The following is a 12,675-nucleotide window of genomic DNA, read 5'->3' on the forward strand; positions in this document are numbered from 1 at the left end:
TCACGCTGTCATCCATGGCAGCATGATCAACCCGGCCAAGCCGGAGATCAAAGCGGCGAGACCGCGAACCTACACCACGCTGTGGGACACGATCCTCTTAATCAGCGGGTCCTTGGTTCGAGCCCAAGTGTGTCCACCATTTTCAATGATTTGGTATCGGTTGGCTCGTGTAGCCCGATATTTTAGTATCGCGCAGACGTTCGCGGCAGCGGAGATCGATTCGAACCGCAGCCTCGGCATTCGTTTGTTGCAGATCTCGGTGGTATCGAGCTTGGTGTGATCGCTGATGGCGCGGATATCGACCTAGCCGCATCAGCCGCATCCAGCCGCCCCGAAACGCACGCCCGCAGCTCGGCCGCACAACCTCCAGGTCAGATGCGACTGCAAGCCGATACATGATCGTTCACTGGAATGGATGCGTGCGGAGGCCGCTCGACGTGCACCTTCATTTGCCGGCCGCCTGTACCAAACGCCGGAAATGACGGCGCAAGGTGACGGGCGGCCGAAGCTGGGCTTCAGCGCCGCCAGTGCAATGTGACCAGTGCGCTATGGGCGGTGAAATCGCCACCCAGACGGCCGCGATAGGCGGCGCCGATGCCCCAGCCGTCGCCGAGTGCGACATTACCGGTCACGCTTGCCTCAAGCGCATTGTCACTGCCCCCGGGCGACCGCAGACGATAGGTGTTGCCCGGCGCCCCGGCGAAAGCCAATCTGGTTTCGGTGAAGTCGCCGGCGGCGCGGTCATAGGCAACGCTGACGTCGACGCGGCCGGTGCCCGACACCCAGTTGGCAAAGCCGCCTGCGCCCCATGATGTCAAGCTGTCGCTGTCATCGGGACCGACGATGCCGAGGCTGGACGCGCCGGCCTCGACAAAGCCGTCTCGGCTGACCCTGGCATGGGCGACGTTGGCGATCGGGCCGATGCTGATGCTTTTGCTCATGGCAAAGCCATAGCGCGCCTCGGCGGCGAGCGTGGTGGTCTTGAGGGTGTAGACGGACATCGCCGTGCGGTTGATCGTGTTGACGGCAATCTGCCGGGTGACATCGGCGTCGCCCGAAGACCAGGCGAAGCTGCCGGCCAGCGTCAGCCCGGTGCGGCCGGTGCCGACCCGGCCATAAGCACCGAGATGCCAGCTATCGAGCTCGGCCCGCGAGCGGCGCGCACTGGACGTGACATTGCCGCTCGACCAGCCGCCGGCGACGCCGAGAAGCGTGCCCGACGCTGCATCGACGAAATCGATGCCGCCGGTGATACCGCGGCGGCTGCCGTCGAGGCGGGCACCATTGCCGTCACCCTGGATACGCCCGTCGATGAGGCCGCCCGACAGCCAGGCGCCGAGCTGGAGGCCTGCCGCGCCGCCGGCGCCGCCGCCGGTGGCGCGGACCCTGTTGTGCATGGCGTCGGTGAGGATCTCGCCCTGGTGCACCCCGGCGGCCAGCACCGAGGCGTGGATTTCACCCGACATGGTGTCGAAGCCGGTCAGCGCCTGGTCGGTGGAAGCTAACACCAGCGCATTGATGACGGTGCGCGTGTCGCCGGTCGCTGTTGCCTCGACCGCATCGAAGACGCCGGCGACCTGCCGCTGGTTGAATGTACGCGCCACGCTGGCGAAGGCCACCGGTGGGGGGGTGGGTGTCGGGGTTGGCGTCGGGGTCGGAGTTGGCGTCGGCGTCGGAGTTGGCGTGGGTGTCGGGGTGGGAGTGGGAGTGGGAGTGGGAGTGGGCGTGGGCGTCGGCGTCGGAGTCGGCGTCGGGGTCGGGGTCGGGGACGGGGTCGGAGTGACCGCCCGTGCCGCCGTCAGCTGCACGTCATTGGCATTGTGGACCAGCGCCAGCGTCAGGAACGGCAGGTCGACCTCCGACACCCCGGAGAACGTCCCCGTCACGCCGCCAGTCGCCGACAGGATGGTGAACGACGTGCTGCCGGCAAAATTCGCCTCCGGCGTCAGCGAGCGCACCACGACACTGCCGCCGCCCAGCGTCGCCGCCCCGGTAACCGCGACCCGGTCGCTGGTGCCGTTGCCGAGCACATCGACCAGATAGCGGCTGCCGGCCGCCGTCGTGAACGTCCCCAGCACGTTCGCCGTCGCGATCGTGCCCATCCCGCCGGGCGACAGGTCGCCGGCCACGCTCAGGTTGAGGATGCTGCCGGTCAGGTTGAACAGCGTGCCCGCACTCGTCGCCACATCGACGGCATTGAGCGTCGCGCCGAGGTTCAGCCGACCTTCGCGCAGCTCATAACGCGTTGCCAGCGGCGCTGTGCCATTGATGGTCACCGTCGCATCGCCGAACTGGGCAATCGTTTCGACGTTGCTCACCATCAGGCCGCCGATCTCGGGCACAACGAAAGTCGCGCCGGCGGCGAGGTTGAGGTTGATGGTGTCGTTGCCGGCGCCGCCGTCGACGCTGTCGATGGCCAGGATGTCGGCCAGCGTCGGCGTCTGGAAGGTCAGCACATCGTCGCCGGCGCCCAGCGCCACGGTCCCCGACAATGTGCCGTTGATGATGGTAACGCTGTCGTTGCCGGCGCCGAAATCGACGTTGCCGACCAGCCGGCTGCCCGCCTCGAACGCCAGCACGTCGGCACCGCCGCCAAAGCGCAGGTTGCCGGTGACGACGCTGGCGTTGCGGGCGCGGAAGGTCGTCGCGACATCGCCGTCGACGAGCAGCGCCGCCGATCCCGCTGCGACCGTCACATCGGCGGCATCGATCGTCACCGCCGCTGTGGAGGCCGTGCCGACGACGACGATGGCGTTGGAATTCGCGCCGCTGGCGATGACATCGCCGGTCGTTGTGAAGCGCATCACCGAACCGGCACCGCTGCCGACCAGCCCGACGACGTCGGAAGCCGCGCCCGTGGTGCGCAGCGTCGCGCTGTTCTCCACCGTCACGTCATCGGCAAAGCTGATGATCGCCGTGCCCTGCGCCAGGGTGATATCGCCGCTGTTGCGGATCGTGGCGATGCCGGGATTGTCGCCGGTGCCGGCGCCGTCGAGGTTGACCGACAGGCCCACCGAATTGATCGTGTTGGATGCCAGCCCACGGATGGTGCCGGAATTGACCAGCGTCACGTTCGCCGTGTCATCGCGCGTCGCGAACACGGTGATGCCCTGCGCGAACAGCGTGCCGAGCTCGATGGCGCCGCTGTTGTCGATGTTCATGGTGTAGTTGCCGTTGGCCGGCGCACCGCTCGACGACACCGCGATGCCGCGGCTCGACGCGCCCGACACCGAAGTCAGCGCCGCGTCATTGTCGACGGTCAGCGTGCCTGTGCGGGCCTGGTTGAGCACCAGCATGCCGTTGCTGTTGGTGGCATTGGTCATCCGTACCGTACCGGCGGCGCCGTTGATCACGGTGAGGTCGACGCCCTCGCCGCGGCCTTGTGCGAACAGGCCATTGTTGTCGGCGCCACTGATGGCGATGGTACCGGTGTTCTCGATGCGCGCAAAAGTGCCGTCGCCGCCGACATTGCCGGCGGCAAAGTTGGTGATGCCGTGGGTCGCCTGGCCCTGCGCATCGATGGCGCCGCTGTTGACGATGGTGGAGCGGCCGCCCGACACCAGCGTGTTGACCACGATGCCCGACGCGATGCCGTTGAAATCGCTGTCGCTGGTCGCCGCCGCCGGGCGCACCGTGATGGCGCCGCTGTTGGTGATGCGCGTGGTGCCGCCGGCGGCGCCATGCACGGCGAAAATGCCCGCGGTGACGCCGGTGCGCTCGCCGCTGCCGCCGGTGGTGGCACTCAGCACGCCCGAATTGACGATGGTGATGTTGCCGGTCGCCTCGTTGGAGGAGGCAGCGAGGGCAAAGCCGCTCTGGTTGGTGGTGGTGACGGTGACGGCGCCGCGGTTGGTGATGCTGGCGTTGCTGTCGCCCGAAAACACCGCCGCCTCGATGCCGGCATTGGCCTGCGCGCCGCCATCGGCAAAGATCGTCGCGCCACTGTCGATGGTGGCGTCAAAACCGTTGCGCACGATAAGGATGATGCCTTGCGCCGGCTCGGTGATGCCGAGGTTGTCGAGGGTGCGGATGACGACACCGTCGGCGACATTGATCGTGAGGTCGCGGTCGCTGCGGTCGGCGCCGATGCCGAAAAGGCCGGGAGGCGCGATGTTTCCGGTTACGTTGTTGACGTTGATCGTGCCGACGGCGGCATGGCCTGCCGACTGCTGCGAAGTTACCCCGCCCGACAGGTTGCCGGTGCAGGTGGCGACGCCCGCCACGACCGGGCATGCCGGCGAGCCGACGACGACCTGCTGGCTCGCCCCCGGGCCCGCCGCGAAGCCCAGCGCCAGCGTCGATACGCCGACCAGCCAGTTGCGCCGCTGCCGTGTCAGTCCGAAACCGTCGATCATGTGTGTCCCCCGGGGCCAGCGCCAAGCCGCTGTTGTCTTCAAAGGCGCGGCCGGACCGCCAAACGGCTCACGCCTCCGCGGGCTTTTTCACACGATGCTTTCGAGAGGGCTTTACGACCGCCAACAAAGCGTTAACCTGCGGGAGTGGCGGGAGTGGCGTGAGTGGGCGAGCATGATACACGGGCCTTGCTGGTCCGCTGGCGGGCTGGGGACATGGGCGCCCGCGACGCGCTGTTTGCCGCCTTTTATCCCGATCTGCGCCGATCGGCTGCCGCGATGCTGCGCGGCGAGCGCGGTTGCTCCTTGTCGACGAGCGACCTTGTGCAGGAATCGGTCGCGCGCCTGGTTGCGCTCAATCGGATCGACTGGGCCGATGCCCAGCATTTCAAGGCATTGTCGGCGACGATGATGCGGCGCGCGTTGCTCGACCACCTGCGCTCGCGCCGCACCAACAAGCGCAAGCATGAAAAGGTGGAGCTGCTCACCGGCATCGCCCTCGACGACCCCGATTGCGAGATCGAGCGCCTGTCCGCCGCCCTCGACGACCTCGCCCGCATCGACCCGGAACGCGCGGACATTGTCGAGATGCGCTATTTCGGCGGTCTCGAAATTCGCGACATCGCTGCCGTCCTCGGCTGTTCGGAGGCCACGGTGAAACGCCGCTGGACGTCGGCGCGGCTCTGGTTGCTTGCCGAAATGTCCGACGCCTGATGGCCGACGCGGCGCTCGATGCCCGCGCGCTGCCCCTGCTCGACGCGGCGCTGGCGCTGCCGCCCGACGCCCGCGATGCCTTCATCACCGATGCCAGCGGCGATGATCCCGCCCTTGCTGCTCGTCTGCGCCGCCTGCTCGCCGCCAGCGACGATTCCCGCCTGCGCACCGGTTCGGCCGCCGCCACGGTTGCCGATGCCCCCATGCCCGACCGCATCGGCCGCTATCGCATCACCCGGCTGATCGGCGTCGGCGGCATGGGCGCCGTCTATCGCGGTGAGCGCGACACCGGCGATTTCGACCATGTCGTCGCCATCAAGCTGATCCGCCCCGGCGCGCTGTCCGACGTCTTCATCGAGCGCTTCGCCCGCGAACGCCAGACGCTCGCCCGCCTGTCCCACCCGCATATCGCCCGACTGTTCGACGGCGGCGAAACCCCGGCCGGCGAGCCCTATATCGTCATGGAGTTCGTCGACGGCATCCGGCTCGACGAATGGCTGGATTCCGGCCCGACCACCGGCGCCCGCACCACGCTGTTCCTCGATGTCTGCAGCGCCGTCGGCTTTGCCCACCAGAACCTCATCATCCACCGCGACCTGACGCCCGCCAACATCCTTGTCGACCGCAACGACAATGCCAGGCTGATCGATTTCGGCATCGCCCGGCCGCCGCTGGCGTCCCCGCCCGATCGCGTGCCCGGCGTCGTCGCGCGCAGTCTGACGCCGGGCTTCGCCGCGCCGGAACGCATCGCCGGCGATCCCGCCACGACGCTGTCCGATGTCTATTCGCTCGGCGTCCTCCTCGCCCTGATGCTGCCCGACACCACTGGCCGCGGCGACGCCGATCTGGCCGCGATCATCGCCCGCGCCCGCGCCGTCGATCCGCAGGCGCGCTATGCCAGCGTCGACGCGCTTTCCGCCGATGTCCGGGCCTGGCAGCGCGGTGACGTGGTGGCGGCGCGCAACGGCGGCCGCCGCTATCGGATCGGCCGCTTCGTCGCCCGCCACCGCGCCGGCGTCGCCGCCGGGACCACCGCCGTCGTGATGCTCGTCGGTGCGCTCGGCACCACGCTGGCCGCCAATGCCCGAGCCGAAACCGCCCGCGCCGAGGCCGAGCAGCGCTTTGCCCAGACCCGCGCCATCGCCAAGTCGCTGCTGTTCGATGCCTATGACGAGGTCGGCAAGGTTCCGGGCAGCGCCATCGCCCGCGCAAAACTCGCCGAAACCGGGCAGACCTACCTGCTGGCGCTGGCCGGCCAGGAGGATGCGCCCCGCGACGTCCGTGTCGAAACCGGGCTCGGCTTTCTCCGCCTTGCCAAGGTTGTCGGCAACGGCGGCGACAACCAGCTCGGCCGGCTCGAGGATGGCAACAAGCTCATCGGGCGCGCAGAAGCCATCCTTGCGCCGCTGCACCGCCGCTACCCCGATGATCCCGCCGTCACCATTGCCTATGCCGACCTGCTCGTCGAACAGACCGCCACAGCGCTCTACACCGACAACGACCCGCCGCTGGCCAAGCGCAAGGCGCTCGAAACCCGGCGGCTGCTGGCGGCCGACCCGGCGCGCAACGTCGATTCGGCCCGGCTCTATGCGCTCGCTTCGCAGGGGCTGGGCGACAGCTACGCCTGGGGCGACGATTATGCCGCCGCCCGCACCGAATATCGCGCCACCGAGGCCTTCATCACCGGCCTGCCGCCGGCGCTCGCCACCGCCCGGCCGCTGCGCATGGTCCGGTCCGCCAACCTGCGCCTGCTCGGCGAGGCCAACCACAAGCTCGGCGACGAAGCCGCAGCACTCGCCGCCGTCGACCAGGCCGTCGCCATCAACCGCACGCTGGTCGCCGCCTATCCCGACGATCCCGCCCTGCCGCGCAAGCTGGCGATGTCGCTCTGGTACCGCGCCATCCTGCAACGCGCCGGCCATGACGAGGCCGCGGCGATGTTTTCGATCGGCGAAGCCACCGACCTTGCCCGTGCGCTGCGGGTGCGCAGCAACGGCGACGCCACCTCGCTGCAGCTGCTCTCCACCGTCGGCGAGGTCCAGGCCCAGCTGCTCGGTGACCTCGGCCGTCATGCCCAGGCCTTTGCCATGTCCGATGAAGTCATCGCCGCGCATCGCCGCATGGTGGCGCTGGCCGGTGACACCGCCGGCGCCCGCCGCAGCATGGCGACGGCACTGACCACCAGCGGCGGCAATTTCTACATCGGTGGCGCCCGCGACCGCGCCTGTGCCGCCTGGCGCGAGGCGCTGGCCCTGTTCGAAGGCAACCGCAACGTCGGCGAAGGCGACCGCACCAAACTCATGCCGCGCCTGCGCGGCGCCATCGCCCAGTGCACCGCCGGCGCCAAGGTCACCGTTTTCGACGATCTGTGACAACGCTTGAGAAATGATTGCGTCTGGCGTTGCGTGACGGGGAGTCACACCGCGCGCCTGGCGGTCTCGCCCGTGCTCCGTCCCATACAGCCCTGGGATTTCAGCGAGGCCCTGAACGCTTGTGCAGGAGGTGTCGGGCTTGAGATTGCCGGCGACGTCCTCGGCATCCCGCCTTCCGCAAGACAGTCGTCGAGGCGGCGCCAGGTCTCGACGCGGGCCGGGAGCTCCATCGGCGACATCTGGTGCGGCAACGCGGCCAGCAGTTGCCCGGTTGGCACCCAGCTGCCCCGGCTGCGGAAGCCTGCCCTCGCCATGGCGACGGCGACCGGCCTGCCCGCGAGGGTCGTGATGCGGTGTTCGAGATAGACCCAGCGATCGTCCCAGCCGAGCAGTTCGGTCGCGGCGACAGCGCGTTCCCACAACCGAAGCTCGCGGCGGAACCGGATCGTCGTGCTGCCAAGGATCGGTTTCCAGCGTTCCCGCAGGATGGTCTGGGCGACGCCGGTGCGCAGCAGATACTCCATGCGATTGACATCGATGACCTGCAGATAGCGGCCATTGTTGAGATGCCGGTTCATGTCGATGTCGTGCGGCAGCACGCGAAAGCGGCTTGTCACCACCTCGGTCGGGTGCAGCCTCGGGCCCGACAGCCCACGCGCGGCGGCGGGGATCATGCGTCCGAACAACTTGATCATCGGGTCATCCTCAAAAGCCGCAGGTGAGTTGCAGAAAGCCGGCTGACAGTTCGCGCACGCGGCCGAAATAGCTGAGGCGGGGGCCGACGAAGATGTCGGCCGCGACGGTGAGGCGGAGGCGATCGTTGATGGCGTAGGTCATTTTGGGTCGGATCGCGGCGTCGCCGGTGTTGAGGTAGACGATCGAAGCGAGTTCGACGTCGAGCGTGTCCTGCAGCCATTTGCGCGCCACGCGGGCCGTCACGCCGTGCTGGGTGCGATCGAGCTGGTTGTTGACCGCCGCCGATTGGCTGGCGACGGCGCGATCGATGGGGTCAGCGAGGTCGCGCGGGTCGGAATGGTCGAAGACCCGGCGGACACTGTATTGGAGGTTGAGGTTCCATCCGGCGACGTCGGTGTCGAAACCGGCGACCAGCCAGAGATTGTCGTTCTTCCTGAAGATGGTGTCGGCACCGCGATAGCGGCTCCAGGCTGCCTCGGCGCGCCAGCCGATCCGCCCCCAGGTGCCGGCCACATCGGCGGCGAGCACATCGACGCTGGGGAATTGCTGCTGCACGCCGGTGAACGCGCCGGCCGGGCTGCCCGCGGGCACGGCAACGCGCACGAAATCGCGGGTGCGGTCGGTGCCGTGGAACCAGCCCAGCGACCAGTCGATGCTGCCCCCGCTGCGATCGAGCTTCAGCGCGAACTGGCTGCGATCCGCGACGCGCTGGTCGGCGACGACAATGGCGCCGGTGGGGTTGCGATCGAGCGGAAAGCGGTTGTCACGAAATTCCGGCAGCCAATAGCCGTCGAGGGTGTAATCGCCGAGCCCGAGACGGCCCTGGACCATCAGGCTGCCGCGCCGCTGTTCATCGTCGCTGGCGACGAGGAGCGTATAATCGCGCGAACTGAGGACGTCGGACGGGTTGAGGCGGTCGGCGCGACCCCAGACGACAATCTGCCGGCCGGCCTTGATTGCGAGGGGGCCATGTGTCCAGCGCAGCCAGCCTTCGACGAGGTCGGCGTCGGCCCCGTCGACGCTGTCGGCCTGGACATAGCCTTCGGCGAAGGCGTCGAGCGCACCGGCCCGGGGCGCCAGCCTTGCCCGCACCCCGCCGACGGCGGTCAGCGTTTCGTCGTTGAGGTCGCGGTCATGGGTCCAGGCGCCGGCGCGAAAGGAGGTTGCCAGCCCCACCCGCTCGGCAAGGCCCGGCCGCTCGTCGGGCGCCTCCTGCGCGCCCGCCGTGGTCGCCACCAGCGCCGCCAGGAAGCCGATTGCACGCATGACGATCAGAGACCCCGCTCGAGCGAACGCGGCTGGAACTGTTCGGCAGCGACGGGGACGTCGGTCTTGAAGCTGGTATATTCGATGACCGTCATGTGGCCGGTGGCGACGTTGCGCATCACCTGGCGCATCGGCTGGAAACACCGGCGCGCCGGATCGACGAGGCGGATGTCGGTGGCCGTATAGACCTTCATCAGCGTAGCCTGCGGGCCATAATACTCGGCCTTCACCGGCACCCGGTCAGCGGTGCGCAGCCAGCTGAGCCGGCGGCTGTAGCCGGTCGCCGCTGCGACCGCGGCATCGCGCGGCAGCGATTCGACCACCGAGGTCGCGGCGCCGTCGACGGTTTCGGTCCGCAGCAGCCGGTGCGTCCATTCCTCGACGGGGTGGCCGAGCACATCGCCATAGGAGAAGTCGGTGCCGACAAAGGCATCGCGGCGATTGGAGGCAGCCAACCGTCGTACCTTTTTCAACGCCGGCAGATAGACCCAGATGTCGTCATCACCTGCATTTTCAACCGTCAGCACCGCAGTGCCGGCGATATCCGCCGGCGAATTGAAGCGGGTGACGCGGCGATTGTTGGCGCCATCGCTCTTCAGTTCCGTAATGCTCGTCGTCTGCCGCACCCGCTGTTGCCCGGCGGAGTTGATGAGGACGAAGCGCCCGACAGCAAGCGAGCGCTGCGGCTTGCCGGCTTTCAGGCTGTCGGCCATCAGCGTGGCGGCATCGACATTGGCCGCGGACGTGGTCGAGATTTGCGCGTGGCCAGGCTCGGCATGCATGAGAGCGGCTCCTGTCAGCACGAGGGAGAGGGCAATGGCGGCGGGGCGGCTGACGAGACCGGCACGTTTGGCCTTGTCCTGTCGGCGTGCGGCAAAGATCACCCGCGGCCGCACGGTCAGCAGCAGCGCCGCATAAAGCGTGAGGGCCGAGACCGCCGCCGCCACCATCGAGACGCTGGTCAACAGGCCGAGCCAGAGGTGGACGTTGAAGCCCAGCGACAGCATCAGCACCGCATAGCCACCGGCAACCGCTGTCGCGACGAACAGCACCGCCTTGCCGGCGCTGGCATAGGTCGCGGCGACGGCGTCGGCCTCGTCAGCACCGTCCTTGAGCTCCTCGCGCAGTCGCCAGGTCAGGTAGATGGCATAATCGGCGCCGATGCCGACGGCGAGCGCCGCCATGGTGGCGGTGGCGATCTGCAAGGGGATGTGCAGCAGGCCCATCACCCCGAACACCGCCAGCACGGTTGCCGCCAGCGGCACCAGGATCAGCGCCCCGAGCCGGGCCGATCGGAACATGACCGCGGCGACGATGAAGACCACCGCAAAGATCTGGAGGACGTTCCTTACCTTGCCGGCAACCATGACCTCGTTCATCGCCGTCGGCGTGGTGATGCTGCCGCCCAGCCGCACCGTGACATTCGACGGGAAATTGGCCTGGATGACCGGCAGGATGCGCTTGTTGATGTCGGCGACGAACACCGAGCTGTCGGTCTTCACGAACGCCTGGATGATGGCGCTGCGGTAGGGATAGTCGACCAGCCCGTCAAAATCTCCGGGTTCACCCGACATCGAATAGAGCAGCAGATATTGCGACACGAGGTCGGCATTCGCCGGCAACATGCCGGCCGCCTTGGCACCGCCGTTCATCCCGCGGTTGATCTGCTTCAGCAGGTCGACGACCGACAGCGTGTGGCCGATGCCCGGCTGGGCGGCGAGCCAGCGTTGCGTATTGTCCATTGCCCGTAGCACCGCCGGGTCCTTGATGGCATCGTCGCTGCGGCCCTCGACCAGCACATAAAAAGTGTTGGTGCCGGCGAGTTCGCTGTTGAGCGTGCTGTCATCGACGCGCGCCGCGAGGTCCGCGCCGAAGAAGCTGCGCAGCGAATTGTCGATATGGACCTGCGAGGCGCCGGCGGCGAGTGCCACCGCCGCAATCCCCGCGACGACGAACACCCGCCGCCGCGCCGGTGCCGTGGCGACGAGCTTTGCCAGCCCGGCAGCGAGGCGATCCCAGAAGGTGATCTTCTTTTCGGCACGCGTCTCGCGGTGCTTCGGCGCCGGCAGCATGGCGCGCAGCGCCGGCGTGAAGGTGAGCTCGACAACGGCGATGCTGATGATGCCGAGCCCGCAGAAGATGCCGAACGTGCGGATCGCCTGGATGTCGAACCAGGCCAGCGACATGAAGCTGAGCGATGCAATGGTGCAGGCGGCGAGCATGACCGGGCCGACCTTGATCACCGAGGCGACCACCGCGGCGCGATTGGCGGCGCGCGGGTCGAGCGCGGGATCGGCGCGCAACCGGTCATACTCCTCATAGTAGCGCTTCAGCATCTGCACCGCATGGCCGGCGGCGACAGCGAGGATCAGGATGGGGGTGACGTTGTTGAACGGGTCGAGATGGACCCCGGCCATGGTCATGATGCCGAGCGACCAGACGAGCGCCAGGACAGCGGTGACCAGCGGCAGCACAAGACCCTGAATGGTGCGAAACGCCTCGAGGTGAATGATGCCGATCAGCAGGATGGCGATCGGCAACAGCCACGCCATGCGCTTCGAAAAGGTTTCGAGCAGGCCGAGGAACACCGGCTGGCCGGCGACCTCGATCCGTGTGTCGGCATCGCGGATCGGCGCCACGGCTGCCTCGATCTTCGCCATCACGGCGCCGAAGCCCTTGGGGTCCTTCTTGAACTCGACGTAAATGGCGGCGGTGCCGCCGTCCCGGCTGACCAGCACGTCGCGATACTGCGGATTGGCGGCCAGCCGCGCCTTCACCGCCTGTGCTTCGGCGAGCGTCGCCGGCACATGGTCGAGCAGCCGGGAGACGGCGAGTCCTTCGGCATTGCCGGCGATATCCTTGGCGCGCGGGGCGGCGAGGCTCTGGATATTGCCTGCCGCCACCCCGGGCGTTGCCACCAGTGCATTGGTGACCGCGAGGACCTTGCCGAGCGTTTTGGGCGTGAAAACGTCGCCGTTCGCCGGCGTCACCCCGATAACGACGGTATAGCGATTGCCGAACACCGCCTGCACGCGTTCCGTCACCTGGACGAAGGGATGGTCGCGCGGCAGCAATTCGTCGGCGTCGACGATGACGTCGAGGTTGCGCAGCTGCAGCCCCAACAAAAGGGTCAGCAGAAGCGACAGCGCCAATATGACCTTGCGGTGCTGGACGACGAGGTCGGCATAGGTGCGGAGCATGGCAATTCCCCTTCCATTCGATTCGCCACCACGACGGTCGCGGCAACGACAACAAGGGCTTGCTAGCGCGACCAG

7 protein-coding genes are annotated in these 12,675 nt (G+C 67.9%); 3 read left to right on the forward strand and 4 right to left on the reverse strand.

Going from position 1 to position 12,675, the window contains the following annotated elements; translation table 11 throughout:
- The coding region (locus FHS79_RS12040; RefSeq protein ID WP_207792335.1) for a hypothetical protein at window positions 1-280 on the forward strand (280 nt) is incomplete at its 5' end.
- A gap of 235 nt (window positions 281-515) precedes the next feature.
- On the opposite strand, the gene FHS79_RS19170 is transcribed toward FHS79_RS12040, so the two are convergent.
- A complete protein-coding gene (locus FHS79_RS19170; RefSeq protein WP_184200260.1) occupies window positions 516-4,355 on the reverse strand; it encodes an autotransporter outer membrane beta-barrel domain-containing protein in 3,840 nt (1,279 codons plus the stop codon).
- Window positions 4,356-4,517: 162 nt separating this feature from the next.
- Here FHS79_RS19170 and FHS79_RS12050 point away from each other — a divergent pair, with 162 nt between their 5' ends.
- Together FHS79_RS12050 and FHS79_RS12055 are read left to right on the forward strand one after the other, a co-directional pair.
- The gene (locus FHS79_RS12050; RefSeq protein ID WP_207792336.1) at window positions 4,518-5,066 is read left to right on the forward strand and encodes an ECF-type sigma factor; all 549 of its coding nucleotides are present in this window, start codon (window positions 4,518-4,520) and stop codon (window positions 5,064-5,066) included.
- Window positions 5,066-7,438, forward strand: a complete 2,373-nt coding sequence (locus tag FHS79_RS12055; protein ID WP_184200263.1) for a serine/threonine-protein kinase — start codon at window positions 5,066-5,068, stop codon at window positions 7,436-7,438. The genes FHS79_RS12050 and FHS79_RS12055 overlap by 1 nt, the downstream gene beginning before the upstream one ends.
- A gap of 44 nt (window positions 7,439-7,482) precedes the next feature.
- Here the strand turns inward: FHS79_RS12055 and FHS79_RS12060 are convergent, their stop codons facing one another.
- The 3 genes from FHS79_RS12060 to FHS79_RS12070 are packed head-to-tail and all read right to left on the reverse strand — an operon-like array spanning window position 7,483 to window position 12,600.
- On the reverse strand, window positions 7,483-8,133 hold the full coding sequence (locus FHS79_RS12060) for a thioesterase family protein (protein WP_184200266.1): 651 nt from the start codon (window positions 8,131-8,133) through the stop codon (window positions 7,483-7,485).
- 10 nt (window positions 8,134-8,143) lie between these two features.
- Window positions 8,144-9,400, reverse strand: coding sequence for a DUF1302 domain-containing protein (locus FHS79_RS12065; RefSeq protein ID WP_184200269.1), 1,257 nt, complete (start codon window positions 9,398-9,400; stop codon window positions 8,144-8,146).
- A 5-nt stretch (window positions 9,401-9,405) separates the two neighbouring features.
- Window positions 9,406-12,600, reverse strand: a complete 3,195-nt coding sequence (locus FHS79_RS12070) for an outer membrane lipoprotein-sorting protein (protein ID WP_184200272.1) — start codon at window positions 12,598-12,600, stop codon at window positions 9,406-9,408.
- Between the last annotated feature and the right edge of the window lie 75 nt (window positions 12,601-12,675).

It is taken from the genome of Polymorphobacter multimanifer (assembly GCF_014205635.1).
In the GTDB taxonomy this organism is placed as follows: Bacteria; Pseudomonadota; Alphaproteobacteria; order Sphingomonadales; family Sphingomonadaceae; genus Sandarakinorhabdus; species Sandarakinorhabdus multimanifer.